Origin of the sequence: Sphingobacterium sp. ML3W (genome assembly GCF_000747525.1) — a bacterium.
Classification (GTDB): Bacteria; Bacteroidota; Bacteroidia; order Sphingobacteriales; family Sphingobacteriaceae; genus Sphingobacterium.
Genome location: NZ_CP009278.1, coordinates 3,570,799 through 3,589,368, shown reverse-complemented (window position 1 = coordinate 3,589,368; position 18,570 = coordinate 3,570,799). Strand labels below are relative to the sequence as shown.

Genomic DNA, 18,570 nt, shown 5'->3' with positions numbered 1-18,570 from the left:
TTACACTTGAGATATTAGAAAAAATGGTATAGAAGCTTTAGGTTGGGAGAATAGTAAAAGTCTCATCGATTAATACTTTACGCAGTGGAGATTGGAGCCTTTATGTGGTAAATACGGTATTAATGTGTTAATACCCGAAATTAATATAGTTCTGAACCTATAGCCTTATTCTGATGTTTCAATGCTAAAAAGATTATAGAAAGTATATGATCTGACTAAAATAAAACGGGTTCGGAATTGAACTTGAACACAAGTATTAAAACCATAATTTTTACTTTAATTGAACTGCTAATGAGAATTTGCTTTTTTGTCTGTATATATTTTGTATTAAGTACAATCAATTGTTTTGCGCAAATCAACATTGATAAAATGCGTGCTGACTATGCAGTAGCTGCTAAGGATAAAAAACTATGTGCCGCCAATTTGAAAATACTAGAGGCTGGGGCACATACTGCGACTGAGAGAGGATACCTTGCAGCGTATGAAATACTTTGGGCAAAACATAAGAACAACCCTTTTACGAAAATAAACCAATTTAAGAAAGGTAAAAACCTTTTGGAATCTGTTATCACTAAAAATCAGAACAATATTGACCTTCGTTTTATTCGTTGGTCTGTACAAACCCACGCACCTTCATTTCTTCAATACAATGAAGATAGATTAATTGATAAAGAGTTCTTGGTACACAATCTCCAGAAACTACGAAGTCAAGAAGGGAAAAACATCATTTACAAATATTTGAGCGAAGCAAATAGTTACCTTAAGGGAGTCCACGCTTTTACACACGCCGAACTGGTAGAACTATCAAAATAGCGATATGCCATATCGCTTAGAAAAATACTCTTTTATTATCGGATATCAGCTTTCGCCAAGTCATAATTTATGAGTTGAGATGTGGCCCCGAGAATTCCCTTTTTAGTGGTAGCTTCATTACAGCGGAGCAATTGAAGATCAGTGTTTATAGCTATTTTTTATTATTGCACAGGTGATTTGTAGCAGGATGCACTAGTATAAATTAAGGATGACATTGGAATAAGAGCTAGTCGAATGTCTACTTGGCCATTGTTATGTAGGTCTAGTTTTCTTGATTAGTACTTTAGCTTTTTTAAGCTGTAAGGTTACATAAAAATGTATTTTTTCGTGATATAAAATCCAACCACCTATTATCCCTATCACACTTCCAATAAATATATCAATCATGCGTGCGAAAAAAATTTCATTCGTATCTTGGGTTAATTGCTTGCCAGACTCCGATAAGAAAATAGTGAGTATGGTAATAAACACGACAGCAACTCCATAATTTCGCACCACTAAAAATTCTACAATTATTTGTAACAGGGTAATGCTCATCACCATAATTAGAGGGGTTGGGTTACCGGATGCGATGAGCCAAGTTATGCCCAGCCCAATCAGTGTCCCACTGACGCGTTGTGTTGCCCTAAGCCAAATATGTTTAGAACTGCTACCTTGCATTACGGCAAGACAGGAAATAGGTATCCAATAGGGTTTTTCGATAGTTAATGAAAATGCCACCGCTAAGGATATCGCCATAACTAGTCCAAAAATCAAGGATTCAACGATATTGGTATAGCCAGATTTATGATGGATCAAATTTTCTGGTTCCTTATTTTTCTTAAGCGTGAGCAGACTGTATATTAAACCAATACCACATGTTAAGATCGTCCCAATAGCGAGATATCCAATTTTTTCAGGTATGCTTTCTAGATGAAATGGGGTGCAGATCGCGGTAGAGGCCAACATTATAAAAAAGAAGTTGCCCGGAGGTCGAGTCAGTTGAAGCTTATGTAATGAGTAATGTACTCCGAATGACAAAAGCCCAAATGCAATTGGTGCTATAAATGAATTGAATGAAAAAAATAATCCTATTGTAAAAGAGACCATGATTCCAAAGCAACAGGTCATGAGTAATATCATTCGTTCGACGAGCTTATCCGATTGAATGTATAAAATTGATAATCCGGCTAATGACGCGAGTTTACCGGCTTCGATATTATCAATATACCATCCCAAAATCATAGGTATGCCTACGCTTAGCCCTGCTACTATGGGTAGGTGCCACTGTCTGTTCGATTTATTAAGTTTAAAAAATGAATCCATTAGCTCTTTCTTTATACTGTTAGTGCCTAATAGCGTTAGTGGATTAGCTTTTAAGTTTTTTCATAAATTCAACGAAAGCAGGGGAAAAATTTTCAAAAAGAGGATTAGTCTTGTTCTTTAGCATAACCTCACTGAACATTTTCAAACCTATAGCAAATTCTACAGATTGGTTTTCATCATTGAAAAGATTCTTTTTGCGCAATACTTCTATTATATTGAAAATCTCATCGTGGTTCTCAAATTCTAATACGATTGGTTCGGACAGTGTAGCATCATCTTTTCTCACAGAAACCTGCTCTAAAGTGAGCTTATATTTATTTGTTTTTTTTTCCATATTATTTATATTATATACAATATTGCGATTATTTTATGGTATTTGTATCAATCCATTTTGAAAATTAGTTTATAAAATTCAACGCAACGGATGTCGCAATAGGAATTTGTGTACAATTTATATTTTCCTAATCAGAACGCAATATCTAGTAAAAGATGATACTAGGAAAATCAGGTGATGTAAATTGATACTTTCATTTATTTTTGAATATATATCATATATTCTTTGATTTATCTTTCCCGAACCACCAATAAAATATGCATCCGACGAAGTTGAACAGTAAAACTGCGATTATCCATAATGGTTTTTTGTTGCCTGGGATATTATTATTGGTGATAATGTGATAAATGGTGTAAATAACGAATATGAAAGGAATCAATAGAAAATACATTTCTGTTGTTCCGATGTTGATGAATGATAAATTCATGTTCTATTAGTTTTGGATTGGTTAATTTCTAATGTATTAAACCTTGAAAAAGTGAAATAAGTTTTAGGATTACAGCTAAAAAAAAGAAAATACCGCTATGAAGTGCTATTCCTGTTCGGAAAGCGACTTGATAATATAGGAAGAATATTGGGATAGGAAAAAGAGCAAAATTGCAGAAAAATACAATGCCATGCTTTATTTTTGGCAATGTGTTATGCACAGAGCCATCATGTTGAAGTTAATAGTGGAGCTCTAAAAGGAGCAGCTCTATTCAGTCTCCTAACAATCTGAAATGACTTGAATGATTTTGTAAATGTGCTTTTCCTGTTATATCTTGTACAGATTATCTGATCTTCAAACAATATTTCAAAAAATGGACAACTAAATTTGATGAGAATGATGTTTTGGTATCTAAAATAAATGGACAATTTTATTAGGTATATGGATAGGATAACGGATCAAAATATAAGTTGTAAATAGCAGTAACTTCCCATGCATGTCAGAATTATATAAACATAGATAAATGAAAAAAAGAACGGTACTTGTATCAGGAGCTAGTATTGCTGGGCCTACCTTAGCATTTTGGTTACATCGATTTGGTTTTGACGTAACCATCGTAGAACGTGCCGACGAGCTAAGATTGGGCGGTCAGAATATTGATGTTAGAGATGAAGCACAGAAAATAGTTCAGATGATGGGCTTGGAGAGTAAAATCCGAGCGGCAAATACGGGGGAATTGGGCGTCCGTTTTGTTGATGCAAATCATCATATCAAAGCAGAATTTCCTAAGGGAAACTCAGGCTTCGGAACCACAGAGCTTGAAATCCTCCGCGGAGATCTTGCTAAAATTCTGTATGATGCGACCAAAGAAAATGTTTCTTATATTTTCGGTGACTACATTACCGCTATAGAAGATGCCGAAAATGAAGTTACAGTTACCTTTAAAAATACTTCGCCACGTTCCTTTGATTTAGTCATTGCGGCGGATGGAATACGTTCGACAACTAGGAAATTGATGTTTGGAGATGAACCTGTGGTGAAATACATTGGTGTTTACTGTTCATATTTGACCATTCCACGTATTGAATCAGATAATGCTTGGGCTTACTGGTATAATGCCCCCGGGTCAAGGGTTTTGAACATACGTCCGGATAATGAGGGAACCACCCGCGCTTCATTTTCTTTTCTCTCTCCGGAAAAAGGTTATGAAAAGCTCGATATAACTGAACAAAAAGAAATTCTTAAACAAACATTTACCGATGCTGGTTGGCAATCAGTCCGGATTTTGGATGCTCTGGTAGCGAGTAAGGATGTTTATTTTGATAGTATAAGCCAAGTGAAGGCTCCAAGATGGACCAAAGGAAGGTGTGCAATGGTAGGAGATGCTGCTTATTGTCCAACTCCGATGACAGGAATGGGAGCAAGTCTTTCCATAGTCGGGGCCTATGTATTGGCTGGTGAATTGTCTAAATATAAGAATCATCATGAAGCCTTTGAAGCATATGAGAAATTATTGCGGCCTTATGTTCAAGATATTCAGAATTTGCCTCCAGGAGTACCTTGGATGGCGCATCCTAAAACAAAGATGGGGATTGCAATATTCAATACTGTCCTTGGTATAGCATCTAGTAAAATAGTAAAGAAAATTTCTAAACTATTTAGTGGTAAAGAAAAAAAGGAATCAAAAGAGCGAATCCACTTGCCTAAATATGACTAATCAAAAGCGATTAAGTAAAAATTATCTTTTACTTAATCGCTTATCTCTGATAATGAGGTATAGATTGTGTATTGAGCTTATGTTGATATATCTAAATCTATATGATATTTGCTAATTCCAATACCTGTACATCCTTAACTTTCTGACCATTCGACTTGCGTAAAATAGTCTTTTCAGGTGGAGGGAAGGAACATGTGGCTCTCGTTTATTAATAACGAATATGTATTGTGTATTTAACCAAATTTATCTAAGTTTATGCACAACCATTTTTATAGACCAGTGAAGGGTAACATTAGAACAGTATTACTAGCCATTTTTTGTATTATATTTTTCTGCCAAAATGTCTATGCAACTAAGGAAATAGATTCATTATTAAAGGTGTTGGACAAGGCCATTGCAGACCGCGAAGGCTATACGGCCATCAAGGAAACACGTATTGATACGATAAAGAAGAAACTGAAAAATCAGGGTTCCCTGGAGGATCAATACCGACTAAACAACGATATCATATTAGAATACCAATCCTTTAAATGCGATTCGGCACTTGCGTATATTGAACGCAATATTCAGATAGCAAAGGATTTAAACCATGCAGATTATCTTTCAGAGAGTAAGCTGAAACTGGCTTTTATTTCTGCTATGTCGGGACTATTCACGCAGGCCGCAGAAATTTTTGATACCATTCATTATGACAGTCTTCCTCTTCACCTCAAAGTGCTGTACTGGTGGAGCCATATCCGTTATAATGAAAATCTTGTCAAGTATAGCGATAGTCAAAAGTTTGAGCGGGTATATGAACAGGAAAATAAAAATTCAAGAGATGTATTAATGGGTCTATTGGATCCAAAAGGAGAAATGTACCTCAAAGAGATGGCCTTTAAACTAAAAGGCGATGGTGATTATACCGCCTCGGCTAAGATACAGGAGCAGCTCTTTAAACTTGCAGAACCAAATTCGCATGGGTATGCCATGAGTGCAATGGGGCTGGCTATGGTCTATAAAGAGTTGAGCAATGCTAATCTTGAAGAAAAATATTTGATTCTTGCTGCGATAACCGATACTAGACTTGCTGTCAAGGAAAATGAATCATTATTGACCCTGGCTATACATCTCTACAATAAAGGTGAGGTTAATCGTGCATATAATTATGTCCGGGCCTCTTTGGAGGATGCCAATTTTTATAACTCTAGGTTTAGGAATGCAGTTATTGCGCGTACACAGCCAATCATTGAAGCTACTTACCTAGCTAAGATAGAACAGCAGCGGAAGAATCTGCATCTGTACGCGCTGTTAATCAGTATATTTGCCGTTGTACTGATTTTGTCCCTGTACTTTCTCTATCGGCAGATTAAAGTGGTTTCTGCAGCAAAAAAGAGTCTCAGTCAAACCAATAATCAATTGATTTCAGTGAATCAGCGTCTAGACGAAGCTAATCTCATTCGCGAAAAATACATTGGTTATTACATCAATCAATGTGCTGTTTATCTGGATAAATTGGATGAATATAGACGCAATGTGAATCGAAAAATAAAGGCAGGGCAAGTCGAGGCTTTACAAAAACTGACCACCTCGACCAGCACCCTTGAAAAAGATGCACAAGAGTTGTATCAGGATTTTGATAGTACCTTTTTGGAGGTGTATCCTACCTTTGTCGATGAGTTGAATCTTTTACTACGGGAAGAAGAGCGTTTTAGTCTGAAAAAGGGACAATTAAATACGGAGCTTCGCATTTTGGCACTCATACGGCTGGGTATTACGGATGTCAGTCAGATTGCTACTTTTTTACGTTATTCAATACAGACCATCTACAATTATAAAAGTAAGATGAAGGGAAAAGCACTTGCTGAACATGATAATTTTGAAGATAGGGTGAAGAAAATTGGCAGTTTTGTCCAATAGAATTTTCTATTTCATTTACTAAGTGGTTCTTTTTTGTTTATTGTAACATGTTGTTTTAGTGTTTGTTGTGTGTTTTAATTCTTTAAAATAGTTTACCGAGACGCCTACCTGTATATACAGGTAGGCGTTTTGATGTATAGCTTTGTTTTACACTTGCTTCGGAATGGAAGGGAACACCTTCAAACAGCAAGATGAGGACCATTTTATAAATTATAAACCATAGCATGAAAAAAAACTATTCAACCTCTTGGTGTTTAGTCATCAGTTTTTCCGTTTTACTGCTGAACGGATTTGTCGGAAAAGCCCAACAGATTACTCCATTTAAGCAGGGAGATCGGGTGGTATTCTTAGGCAATAGCATTACCGATGGCGGACATTACCACGCGTACATCTGGCTGTATTATATGACCCGTTTTCCGAATATGAATCTGGAGTTTCTAAATGCAGGTATAGGTGGTGATAAGGCCAGCGATATGGTGAAACGCCTGGATGGTGATGTCTTTAGTAAAAAGCCAACCGTTTTAGTGAGTACTTTTGGTATGAACGATTCGGGTTATTTTGAATACAACGAATCGGAACCCGAAAAGTTTGCCAATGAAAAAGTGAAAGAATCTCATGATGCTTTCAAACAGCTGGAAAAACGCTTTAAAGAGCTTCCAAAAACCAGCATTGTCTTGGTGGGCAGTTCGCCATATGATGAAACTGCAATGATTGCAGGCAATACTGCTTTTAAAAATAAGAACAAGGCGATGTTGCGTATCGTTGATTTCCAAAAGCAATCGGCACAAGCTAACAAATGGGAGTTTTTCGACTATAATACGCCTATCACAGCCTTAAATAAACAGTTTCAGCAGACAGATCCTGAGTTTACAATCTCGGGTAATGATCGCATCCATCCTGATAATGATGGCCACATGGTGATGGCTTACCTTTTTCTAAAGGCGCAGGGATGGGTTGGGCAAAAGGTAGCGGCTATGTCGTTGGATGCTAAAAACATGAAAGCTTCTGCAGTGGAAAACTGTAAGATCTCCAATATTAAGAAAGCTTCGGACGGAATGAGCTTCGATTATCTTGCTGGATCGCTTCCTTACCCTTTGGATACGGTAGCTCGTGGATGGGGTAGTAAAAAGAGCCAATTTATGGCCACCAAGGTTGTGCCCTTTATGGAAGAAATGAATCAGGAGCTTTTGACAGTTAAAGGGTTGGAAGGATCTTATCAGCTTTTTATCGATGAGGAGACTATTGGTACGTGGTCTGCAGCTGATTATGAAAAGGGGATCAATCTAGCCAATTTGAACCAGACTCCACAGTATCAGCAAGCGATAAGGATTATGCATCTGAACGAGGAACGTTGGGAGATTGAACGCCGTTTTCGCGACTATGCCTGGGTGCAATACAATTTCTTTCAACCTAAAGGTTTGCTAGATGCCAATAACCGAAAAGCCATTGAAGTCTTGGATCAATATAAAGAAAAGGATGGTTGGCTGAATGCAAAACGCGATTTGTATAGCAAAGCGATGTTCCCTGAAGTAAGAAAGGCATGGCAGGGGGAAATGGATGTTTTATTAGCGCTGATAAAGGAAACCGGACATCCATTAAAGCGGAAGTTTACACTCGTGAAAGTCAGCTAGTCAGCATAGGATGATGAAACGTATATTATTTCTAATATTAGGTTGTTATTTGCTTCCGATTCGTTCGGAAGCACAAAAAGCCTATTTTGTGGATGGTTATCATGGTGGAATCTATGGGCACTACCCACTTTGGGTAACGCAGTTTATGGTCGATAACCTGGCGAAGCATCCGGAGTGGAAGCTGGGACTTGAAATTGAACCCGAGACCTGGGATTCTGTAAGGGTACAGTCGCCAGTGGATTATGCCAACTTTAGCCGTATAGCATTGGATAATCGGATTGAATTTACAAATCCGACCTATGCACAGCCCTATGCTTATAACATTTCTGGTGAAAGTCTTATACGTCAATTTGAATACGGTATCAAGCGCCTGCATGAGCATTTTCCCGGATTGACATTTAGTACTTATGCGGTGGAAGAACCCTGCTTTACGAGTAGTTTACCACAGCTTTTAAAGCAATTTGGTTTTAAGTATGCTGTGCTTAAATCACCCAATACCTGTTGGGGTGGTTATACACGGGCTTATGGTGGACAGCTGGTCAATTGGATAGGACCTGAAGGCAGCAGTATTTTGACAGTACCACGTTATAAAAGTGAAGCGCTGGAAGAAAAATCTACCTGGCAAACCACCGCTTGGAACAATTCATCGACCTTTTTGCAATCGAGTTATGCTTCTGGTATCAATGATCCTGTAGGGATGTGCTATCAAGATGCCGGATGGAAAAATGGTCCATGGTTGGGATATGGTGATAATATCAAAAATCAATCTACCTATGTGACCTGGAAAGAATATTTTGAAGAAATTTCTGCGGGTAAAACGGATGATAACTGGCGTTTCTCTCAGGAGGATGTACTAGTCAACCTGATGTGGGGCAGTCAGGCTTTACAACGAATAGGGCAGCAGGTGCGTAACGCAGAAAACATGATCGTAAGAAGCGAAAAAATAAGTGCGATGGCCAACATAGATCATCAATACAAGCCTACAGAGGATATGTTTTTTGATGCTTGGCGCACTTTAATGATGGCACAGCATCATGACTCTTGGATTGTACCTTACAATCAGTTAAATACCAAACAAAACTGGATTCAGGCTATAAAAGGTTGGACTGATCATACCCATGCAATTGCGGGTCAGATCGCGGATCAGGCTATAAATGGTTTTGCCACAGTGACCAAAACAGGGGAATCTGGATTGGGTTTTATTCGGGTTTATAATAGTATCGCGAGTGCAAGATCTGAGGTGATTTCGTTACCCCTTCCAGATAGCCTTGCTTCGGACAATATAGATATCTACAATAGTAAAGGTGAGTTGGTTTTGTCTACGATGAGGTTACAGGAAACTGTTCCTGTCGTGACATTCCAGGCAACAGTACCCGCAATGGGGTATGCAACCTATCAGATTCGAAAAAGTAAAACGAAGCAGAAAAACGGAAAACATGTGATCTTCGACTATAATGGTAACTGCGTTTTGGAGAATGATCAGTATAAAATGGTACTGGATAAATCTAAAGGTGGAATAATCAAAACGCTGATTGCTAAGCACGTGGGTGATAAAGATTTTGCTGGTCAAGATAAAATTTATGATATGGGTGAAATATCTGGGTTTTTCTATGAGGATCAACAGTTTTATTCTTCCAAGCAAACTCCCGTCAGTATCGTCGTGCTGGAAGATAATGGGTTAGTGACTAAGGTGGAAGTTCGTGGGACTATTGCTACGCATCCATTCAGCCAGATTATTACACTTGAGGCGGGACAAAATCGGATTGATTTTGATCTGACTATCGATTGGAAAAATAATGTTGGTATTGGTGAATATAAGCAGGGGTCCAATTGGACGGATAATAGACGGGCCTATACCGACGATCGTTATAAACTGAAAGTGATGTTTCCAAACAGTCTAGGTAAGACGAAGCTGTTTAAAAATGCACCTTTTGATGTCTGTGAGAGTATATTGGACAACACGTTTTTTGGCCAATGGGATTCCATAAAGCACAATGTTATCTTGAATTGGGTAGATATCAACCAGCAGGATGAAGCCTACGGTTTGGCCTTATTGTCCGATCATACGACCTCTTATTTGCATGGTGAAAATTATCCTTTAAGTCTGACAGCACAGTATTCGGGTATTGGACTTTGGGGTATGGATTATAAAATCAATGGGCCGACAAAGATGAAATATGCGCTGATTCCGCATCGCGGAAAATGGGACGATGCTCAGGTAGCAAGCCAAAGTACCTATTGGAATGAACCTTTAGTAGCTATGTATCAGCCAGCGGTTGCACTACAAGATCATTCTTTCGTTAAAATATCTGGGTCGGGTTACGAGGTAACTACTATGAAGGTGGTTGATGGGGATATTTTACTTCGACTTTTTAATGCGGAAGGCGATGCTTCCCCAAAAATGATTGCCTTAGGTTTTCCAGCAACTGCTGTTACTGAGGTTTTACTTAATGGTGATCAAGTGCAAGATTTATCGCTGACCAAGATAGGTCTGGAGCAAACCTTTACCGTGCAACTGCCACGCTACGGAATAAAAACATTACGGATAACTAAATAAACGATAAGATCTTAAGTTGATATTGATGCTGAACAGAATTATTTTATATACGATTTTTTGCCTATTTCTTTTTGGAGTTTCTTGTACTGCTAAAAAACAAGGAAATTCTATTTTTCCGAGCGCCTATGTAAATCCCTTTATTGGGGCGAGTACGAGTGTTGGCGCTGCAGGAGTATATCATGGTCTGGGAAAAACATTTCCTGGTGCTACGACACCTTTTGGTATGGTACAGGTGAGTCCGAATACCATAACAGGAGGGGATAATAGTCCCGGCTATAGCGACGAACACCGTACAATCGAAGGATTTGCATTTACACAGATGAGTGGAGTTGGGTGGTATGGTGATCTTGGGAATTTTTTAGTCATGCCGACGACAGGTGCGATGAAGACTATCGCAGGTAAGGAAGATGGGAGTATCGCAGGGTACCGATCTGCTTACAATAAAGCAACAGAAGTTGCTCAGGCGGGATACTATGGTGTAGATCTGGTGGATTATAGGATTAAGGCTGAAGCAACAGCCGCTCCACATAGTGGAATGCTTAAATTTACATTTCCACAGGATAAGTCCTCCCGGATTCAGATTGATCTGGCGCGACGTGTTGGAGGGACTTCTATCGAGCAGTACGTCACTAAGGTCGATGAGCATAGCATCAAAGGCTGGATGAAATGTACGCCAGAGGGCGGAGGCTGGGGAAATGGTGAAGGTAAAGCTGATTATACCGTTTATTTCTACGCATACTTTAGTAAACCATTGACGAACTACGGTTTTTGGCGTGCAGATATCCCTGTTAACCAGTCCCGTAAACGTGATGATGTAGTGAGCATACCCTACCTGCAGAAGGTCGAAAATGCCGAGATTATCCACGGAAAGGATGAGCTGCAAGGAAAGCATTTGGGGTTCTTCTCGGATTTTGCTACGAGGCAGGATGAAGTGGTCACGTTACAGGTAGGTATTTCTTTTGTGGATATGGATGGTGCTGAACGAAATTTTAGAGATGAGATTAAAGGTAAAGCATTTGAACAAGTACGTGAAGAGGCAAAACAATTATGGGATCGCGAATTAGACCGAATGCAGGTAAAAGGAGGAACGGAGGAGCAGAAAACAATCTTCTATACTGCCCTGTACCATACGATGATAGACCCACGTACTTTTGCAGATTTGGATGGTCGTTACCGCGGTGGTGACCAGGAAATCCATAGCAATACCACTTTTACAAAACGTACCATATTCAGTGGTTGGGATGTATTTCGGAGCCAGTTTCCTTTGCAGACTATTATCAACCCGAGACTGGTCAGCGATCAGTTAAATTCATTGATTACATTGGCTGAGGAATCTGGACGTGCATATTTTGAGCGTTGGGAATTATTGAATGCCTACTCAGGTTGTATGATCGGTAATCCAGCCTTGTCGGTGTTAGCGGATGCTTATGTCAAAGGAATTCGGGATTATGATGTAGAGAAGGCTTACGCATACGCGAAAAATACATCAAAGTTATTTGGGAACGATAAATTGGGCTATTCCGGTCCGCCACTCAGTATTTCGAATACGCTTGAATACGCTTATACCGATTGGTGCATCGCGCAGGTGGCCAAAGGTTTGGGCAAGATAGAAGAAGCTAAGGTTTTCGAGCAAAAAGGGCAGGCCTACCGGAATATTTTTGATACAGAAAAAGGTTGGTTTCGACCACGCTTGGAAGATGGTTCTTGGGAACCATGGCCTGCAGAAGGTCGTGTCAAGGAATGGTATGGTACAATGGAGTCGAATGCCTACCAACAAGGTTGGTTCGTACCTCAAGATATACCGGGGATGATAGTGCTTATGGGGGGCAGAGAAAAGGTGTTGGCCGATCTTACGGATTTTTTTAACAAAACACCTGAGAACCTATTGTGGAACGATTACTATAATCACGCCAACGAGCCCGTGCATTTGGTACCTTTTCTTTTTAACCATCTTGGTGCCCCTTGGATGACCCAAAAATGGACCCGTCATATTTGCGAGAAAGCGTATAAAAATGGTGTTGAAGGAATTGTGGGAAATGAAGATGTAGGGCAGATGTCTGCTTGGTATGTGCTGAGTGCTTCGGGCATTCATCCTTCTACTCCAGGAAGTACTCGCTACGAAATTACCAGCCCCGTTTTTGATGAGATTACTTTTCCGTTGGATAGGGCTTATTATACCGGTAAGGATTTCGTGATCAAAGCACATAATAATTCCGAGAAGAATATTTACATCCAGAAAGCTCTGCTGAACGGAAGACCTTACGATCAATGTTACCTCGATTTTAAGGATATCGTATCGGGGGGGAAATTGGAGCTGTTTATGGGCGAACAGCCGAATAAGGAATGGGGACTAATCAAATAGAGTCAAGGAGACGTCAAACTTGCTTAAAAAAACTATGAGAAGAGTAACGCTGTTATTACTAAACCTGATGTTGATAAATCTATATTGTATGGGACAACTGAAGAAAATATCGCTAAATAGCGACAATCCAGATATCGTCTGGCAAGTGAAACCGCAAGCGGAATTGCCGTATACTGGACAGGAAATATCTCGTCCGGATTTTAAGATGGAGAAAGCGGTAAAAGGTGTTGTGCCGGGCGTCGTTTTCACGGCTTATGTAGAAGCAGGCCTTGTACCTGATCCTAACTTTGGCGACCACATCCATCAAGTCGATGAAACGTACTACAACCGTCCTTTTTGGTATCGAACAAATTTTAAATTGCCGGCCAACTACAAATCGGGAGAAAGGCTTTGGTTGCAGTTTGACAACACCAACCGCTATGCTGATTTTTATGTCAATGGTGTCAAACTATCGGGAACTGCTGGCTCGACGAAAGATGTTTCGGGTCATATGTTACGAACGAAATACGAAATCAGCCATCTGGTTAAGTTAGGGGAAGAAAATGCGGTAGCAGTGCTGATCACTGATGCTGATCAAAAGAAAACCCGACATGCCAAAGATCCTTTTGGGATAGTGGCTAGCCCAACTTATCTATCTGCTGCTAGTTGGGATTGGATGCCTTATGTCCCTGGTCGATTGGCAGGTATCACCGGTCATGTATCATTGAATACAACCGGTGATGTAACCATGGAAGATCCCTGGGTACGGTCTGAACTGGAGTCTAACGATATTGCTTACCTGTTTGTATCTACTGAGCTGAAAAATAGTGGAGATCAAGCGAAGGAGGTAATGCTTTCCGGTGTGATTCAACCTGGAGATATCCGCGTTAACAAAAAAGTTAAAATTGATGCTAATAGCAGTACAAAAGTGTACCTGAGTCGTGCTGAAGTCAAAGAATTCATACTCCGTAAACCGAAACTATGGTGGCCAAATGGATATGGCGAACCTCATTTGTACACGTGTACTTTATCCACGACCAGCGATGGACAGCTTTCGGATCAAAAGGAAATCAGTTTCGGAATCCGTAAGTATGAATATCAATATGTAGCTAACAAGGCGGGTTGGCCAGTGCTTACTTTTTTGATTAATGGGCAAAAGATTTTTCTGAAAGGTGGCAACTGGGGGATGAGCGAATACTTGCTGCGCTGTCATGGTGAAGAGTACGAAAAGAAAATTAAGCTCCACAAGGATATGAACTACAACATGATCCGTCTGTGGACAGGAACGGTTACTGACGACGAGTTTTATACCTATTGTGATCGTTACGGTATCATGGTATGGGATGATTTCTGGCTGTATGTAGCCTACAATGATGTCGCTAATGATGATGATTTTAAGGCTAATGCGCTGGATAAAGTTAAAAGATTGCGTAATCACCCAAGTATAGCATTGTGGTGTGGGGCGAATGAAACGCATCCAAAATCGGAACTAGATAACTACCTGCGATCAATTGTGGCTTTGGAAGATCATAACGATCGTATGTATAAGTCCAGTTCTAATCAGGACGGACTTTCGGGAAGTGGTTGGTGGGGCAATCAACCTCCTAAACATCATTTCGAAAGCTCTGGGAGTAACCTAGCCTGGAATGATCCAGCTTATCCTTACGGATCGGATCGTGGTTATGGCCTGCGGACGGAAATCGGTACAGCAACCTTTCCCAATTACGAGAGTGTGAAGGAATTTATTCCTGCCGATAAACTCTGGCCCTTGCCGACAGATGAACAATTGGAAAAGGAAGAAGACAATGTATGGAACAAGCATTATTTTGGAAAAGAAGCTTCCAATGCGAGTCCAATCAAATATAAACAAGCCGTTAATACTCAATTTGGGGAATCCAATAATCTGGAAGCATTTTGTGAAAAGGCACAGTACCTGAATCTGGAAGTGATGAAGGGTATGTATGAAGCCTGGAATGATAAAATGTGGGACGATGCTACCGGTATGTTGATTTGGATGAGTCAGTCGGCATATCCATCTTTTGTATGGCAGACCTATGATTATTATTACGATGCGACAGGTGCGTACTGGGGTGCAAAGCAAGCCTGTGAACCTTTACATATTCAGTGGAATGCATCAAACAACAGCGTTAAAGCAATCAATACTACGGCTAAGGATCTGCATGGCGCTTATGTCACTGCGCAGGTCTACAATATAGCAGGTAAAGAATTGCCGATGTATACTGCAACGGCTAAATTGGATTTGCCTGCCAGCAATCGAAAAGAAGCTTTCCGACTGAAATTTAATCAGGGAAATTTGGCTTTTGAAAAACCGGCTTATGCTTCTTCTGAGCAAGGTAACGGAAAATCCAGTTTTGTAACTGATGGGGCGAGTGCTAGCCGATGGGAGAGCAATTCTACGGATCAAGAATGGATTTATGTGGATTTGGAAAAATCACAAAAACTGGAGACCGTAAGGATCAAATGGGAGCAGGCCTATGCGAGTAAATATATGCTGCAAGTATCTCATGATGCGAAGAACTGGAAAACTGTTCATCAAAATGAAAATGCGAAAGGCGGGACGGAAGACATCGCTTTAAATGGCGTAAAAGCCCGCTATGTAAAAGTTTTGGCAACCAAGCGCGCATCAGATTATGGATTCTCTATTTTCGAAATTGAAGTTTTTGGAAAGGAGAAACAACATATCGAATTATCGCCCTTACATTTTATAAAATTACAGCTTAAGGATAGCCTAGGTATGGTGCTGTCTGAGAATTTTTATTGGAGAAATGGAGAGAAGGATCTGGATTATACCGATCTGAATGCTTTGCCGCCTGCACAATTGACTTTTGAGCTTCTTGAACTGACTGTGGGGGAAAGTTCAAAAGTGCGGATCAAGAATGCAGGGACTACAGTAGCTTTTGGAAATCGTCTTCGCTTGCAGGATAGTCAGACGGGTGAACGTATTTTACCGGTGCTCTTCTCGGACAATTATTTCACTTTATTGCCAGGTGAAGAAAAGATCATCAGTCTTGATGATCTGAAGCCGGTGCAGTTAGAACATGCGTCATTGTTATGGAAACAATACGGTCAGGCGGAACAGACGATGTTACAATTGGGCAAATAATAAAAGTATGTTTTATAGAAACACAAATCATCAAATGAAAAGAAATATTATATTTTATTTTGCAGTTCTATTCTTAGGGTTGACCCCAAGTTATGCGCAACAGACAGATCTGGTTAAGTATGTCAATACTTTGCAGGGTACAGATTCGGAGTGGTCCCTCTCTTATGGGAACACCTATCCGACAGTAGGTTTGCCTTTTGGCGTACACTTTTTCTCCGCACAAACAGGTAAGAATGGAGACGGTTGGAAATATCAGTACAAGGCTAATACCATCCGTGGCTTTCAACAGGTACACCAATGCAGCCCTTGGATGGGAGACTATGCGGTCTTTTCGCTGATGCCTGGAATGGGTAAGCTACAAGTAGAGGAGGAAGCGCGTGCCCTGTCCTTTAGTCATGATCATGAAGTGGCTAAGCCTAATTATTATGCGGTCAAGTTTGATAATGGTATTCAGGCAGAGGTCAGTCCTGTAGAGCGAGGTGGACATATGCGGTTTAGTTTTCCTAAAAAGGAAAATGCCTATCTGATACTTGATGGTTTTATCAAGGATAGTGAAGTAACGATTATCCCAGAGGAACGCAAAATCGTCGGTTATGTCAACAATGGTCGTTTCGTACCCGAGAATTTCAGGAACTATTTCGTACTCGTTTTTGATCAGGATTTTAAGGCTTATGGCACTTGGGAAAATACCGATAACAGTACCGAAGGAGGAAATAACCATGCCGTAGGAAAAGGTGTCGGTGCTTATCTGGAGTTTAAGCAAGGGACAAATGTGGAGGTAAAAATTGCATCTTCCTATATTAGCGCAGCGCAGGCAGAACGTAATTTTGAACTTGAATTGGCTGGTAATAAGAATTTTGAAGTGACTAAAAAGAAGGCTTTTGAAACTTGGAATTCATTGTTGAATAGAGTGTTGGTGGAGGGTGGTACAGAAGCGGAAAAGGCAACTTTTTACTCCTGCCTATTCCGTGCAAATCTCTTTTCGCGAAAGTTTTACGAGGTAGATGAACAAGGGAAACCGTATTATTTTAGTCCTTACGATGGCAAGATACATCAAGGTTATATGTATACTGATAATGGCTTTTGGGATACTTTTAGGGCTCAGTTTCCTTTGAGCAATATCTTGCATCCAGAAATGCAGGGGCGCTATATGCAATCTTTGCTGACAGCGCAGCAACAGGCCGGTTTTTTTCCGACTTGGTCCAATCCAGGGATGTCAGGAGTGATGATTGGTAACCATGCCATTTCTTTGCTGGCAGATGCATGGGTAAAGGGTATTCGTACTTTTGATCCAGACAGTGCCTTGAATGCTTATTATCATGAAGTAACGAACAAAGGGTTTTGGGGTGGATCCAATGGTCGCCAGGGATGGGAAGATTATTTCACAAAAGGCTATATCCCGTATAGTGAAGATAACCATGAAAGTACGGCTAAAACATTAGAGTATGCATATGATGATTTTTGTGCTTACCAATTGGCCGATCTGACCGGTAATGAATTTTATAAAAATGTTTATGCCCGTCAAATGTACAACAACAGAAATGTTTTTGATCCAGCTGTAAATTTTGTTCGTGGACGCTTGCCTAATGGTGACTGGATACCAAATTTTGATCCCGTTGAATGGGGAGGAGCTTTTACAGAAGCAAACGCCTGGCAATATACCTGGTCTGTACTCCACGACATCAATGGATTGATTAATCTTGTCGGTGATGAGAAGCGCTTCAACGCCAAGCTCGATTCTTTCTTTACTATGGAACAGACGATAAAATATGGCTCCTATAAACAGGAAATCCATGAAATGCGGGAAATGTTACTGGCCAAGATGGGACAATATGCGCATGGCAATCAGCCGACACAGCACGTATCTTATCTATATAATTTTAGTGGACAGCCTTGGAAATCGCAAAAACAAGTACGTATGGTAACTTCTCAATTGTACAATGCAACTGAAAGAGGATATCCAGGGGATGAAGATCAAGGTCAGATGTCTTCTTGGTATGTCCTTAGTGCATTAGGCATCTATAGTGTATGTCCAGGTACCGATCAATATGTTATCGGAAGTCCTGTCTTTCAGAAAGCGACTATTACATTGGAAAATGGTAAACGTTTTGTAATCAACGCTAAGCAAAACAATGCTAAGAATGTATATATACAAACTGCACGTCTGAACGGAGTTATCTATGATAAGAATTTTATTACTTACAAGGATATCTCTGAAGGCGGCGAATTGAACTTCGAAATGGGAGATGCGCCAAACTATAATAGAGGAGTCACGCAAGAGTCTAAACCATTTTCACTGAGTCAATTAAAAGAACAGTAATGATAAGCAAAATAAAGAAGCTGACGACACATCGCATGAGTATGTGCCGTCACCATTATGGTGGACCATAAAAGATGGGACGGCGGGTACAGTCTGATTTGA

11 protein-coding genes are annotated in these 18,570 nt (G+C 40.0%); 8 read left to right on the top strand and 3 right to left on the bottom strand.

Features of this window, described 5'->3' with window-relative positions; genetic code table 11:
- Nucleotides 1–369: 369 nt before the first annotated feature.
- Nucleotides 370–813, top strand: coding sequence for a hypothetical protein (locus KO02_RS15320; RefSeq protein WP_038699650.1), 444 nt, complete (start codon nucleotides 370–372; stop codon nucleotides 811–813).
- 252 nt (nucleotides 814–1,065) lie between these two features.
- On the opposite strand, the gene KO02_RS15315 is transcribed toward KO02_RS15320, so the two are convergent.
- The 3 genes from KO02_RS15315 to KO02_RS24400 form a co-directional block, all read right to left on the bottom strand.
- On the bottom strand, nucleotides 1,066–2,118 hold the full coding sequence (locus KO02_RS15315; protein WP_051959969.1) for an FUSC family protein: 1,053 nt from the start codon (nucleotides 2,116–2,118) through the stop codon (nucleotides 1,066–1,068).
- A gap of 43 nt (nucleotides 2,119–2,161) precedes the next feature.
- Entirely contained in the window at nucleotides 2,162–2,452 is a 291-nt protein-coding gene (locus tag KO02_RS15310) for a DUF3861 domain-containing protein (protein ID WP_038699646.1), read from the bottom strand.
- A gap of 214 nt (nucleotides 2,453–2,666) precedes the next feature.
- Complete coding sequence (locus KO02_RS24400; RefSeq protein ID WP_400263605.1) at nucleotides 2,667–2,843, bottom strand: PLDc N-terminal domain-containing protein; 177 nt, start codon at nucleotides 2,841–2,843, stop codon at nucleotides 2,667–2,669.
- A gap of 559 nt (nucleotides 2,844–3,402) precedes the next feature.
- Between KO02_RS24400 and KO02_RS15305 the strand changes: the two genes are divergently transcribed.
- The 7 genes from KO02_RS15305 to KO02_RS15275 all read left to right on the top strand — a co-directional run bounded on the left by KO02_RS15305 (nucleotide 3,403) and on the right by KO02_RS15275 (nucleotide 18,468).
- A complete protein-coding gene (locus KO02_RS15305) occupies nucleotides 3,403–4,596 on the top strand; it encodes an FAD-dependent monooxygenase (protein ID WP_038699644.1) in 1,194 nt (397 codons plus the stop codon).
- 255 nt (nucleotides 4,597–4,851) lie between these two features.
- Nucleotides 4,852–6,495 (top strand): DUF6377 domain-containing protein, encoded by a 1,644-nt coding sequence (locus tag KO02_RS15300; RefSeq protein WP_051959968.1) that lies wholly within the window; start codon nucleotides 4,852–4,854, stop codon nucleotides 6,493–6,495.
- A 224-nt stretch (nucleotides 6,496–6,719) separates the two neighbouring features.
- Nucleotides 6,720–8,126: an SGNH/GDSL hydrolase family protein gene (locus KO02_RS15295; RefSeq protein ID WP_081918404.1), complete on the top strand. Its 1,407-nt coding sequence runs from the start codon at nucleotides 6,720–6,722 to the stop codon at nucleotides 8,124–8,126.
- 10 nt (nucleotides 8,127–8,136) lie between these two features.
- Nucleotides 8,137–10,683, top strand: a complete 2,547-nt coding sequence (locus KO02_RS15290; protein ID WP_038699642.1) for a glycoside hydrolase family 38 C-terminal domain-containing protein — start codon at nucleotides 8,137–8,139, stop codon at nucleotides 10,681–10,683.
- A 25-nt stretch (nucleotides 10,684–10,708) separates the two neighbouring features.
- On the top strand, nucleotides 10,709–13,045 hold the full coding sequence (locus KO02_RS15285; RefSeq protein WP_038699640.1) for a GH92 family glycosyl hydrolase: 2,337 nt from the start codon (nucleotides 10,709–10,711) through the stop codon (nucleotides 13,043–13,045).
- A 34-nt stretch (nucleotides 13,046–13,079) separates the two neighbouring features.
- The gene (locus tag KO02_RS15280; protein ID WP_038699638.1) at nucleotides 13,080–16,148 is read left to right on the top strand and encodes a discoidin domain-containing protein; all 3,069 of its coding nucleotides are present in this window, start codon (nucleotides 13,080–13,082) and stop codon (nucleotides 16,146–16,148) included.
- Nucleotides 16,149–16,182: 34 nt separating this feature from the next.
- Nucleotides 16,183–18,468 carry a GH92 family glycosyl hydrolase gene (locus KO02_RS15275; RefSeq protein WP_038699636.1) on the top strand — a complete coding sequence of 762 codons (2,286 nt, stop codon included), beginning with the start codon at nucleotides 16,183–16,185 and terminating at the stop codon, nucleotides 18,466–18,468.
- Nucleotides 18,469–18,570: the final 102 nt, after the last annotated feature.

What these genes read in the sequence shown, in the direction of transcription:
- KO02_RS15285 (WP_038699640.1), top strand. Translation starts at nt 10,709, where the DNA reads ATGCTGAACAGAATTATTTTATATACGATTTTTTGCCTATTTCTTTTT.
- KO02_RS15300 (WP_051959968.1), top strand. Translation starts at nt 4,852, where the DNA reads ATGCACAACCATTTTTATAGACCAGTGAAGGGTAACATTAGAACAGTA.
- KO02_RS15310 (WP_038699646.1), bottom strand. Translation starts at nt 2,452, where the DNA reads ATGGAAAAAAAAACAAATAAATATAAGCTCACTTTAGAGCAGGTTTCT.
- KO02_RS24400 (WP_400263605.1), bottom strand. Translation starts at nt 2,843, where the DNA reads ATGTATTTTCTATTGATTCCTTTCATATTCGTTATTTACACCATTTAT.
- KO02_RS15280 (WP_038699638.1), top strand. Translation starts at nt 13,080, where the DNA reads ATGAGAAGAGTAACGCTGTTATTACTAAACCTGATGTTGATAAATCTA.
- KO02_RS15320 (WP_038699650.1), top strand. Translation starts at nt 370, where the DNA reads ATGCGTGCTGACTATGCAGTAGCTGCTAAGGATAAAAAACTATGTGCC.
- KO02_RS15290 (WP_038699642.1), top strand. Translation starts at nt 8,137, where the DNA reads ATGATGAAACGTATATTATTTCTAATATTAGGTTGTTATTTGCTTCCG.
- KO02_RS15305 (WP_038699644.1), top strand. Translation starts at nt 3,403, where the DNA reads ATGAAAAAAAGAACGGTACTTGTATCAGGAGCTAGTATTGCTGGGCCT.
- KO02_RS15315 (WP_051959969.1), bottom strand. Translation starts at nt 2,118, where the DNA reads ATGGATTCATTTTTTAAACTTAATAAATCGAACAGACAGTGGCACCTA.
- KO02_RS15275 (WP_038699636.1), top strand. Translation starts at nt 16,183, where the DNA reads ATGAAAAGAAATATTATATTTTATTTTGCAGTTCTATTCTTAGGGTTG.
- KO02_RS15295 (WP_081918404.1), top strand. Translation starts at nt 6,720, where the DNA reads ATGAAAAAAAACTATTCAACCTCTTGGTGTTTAGTCATCAGTTTTTCC.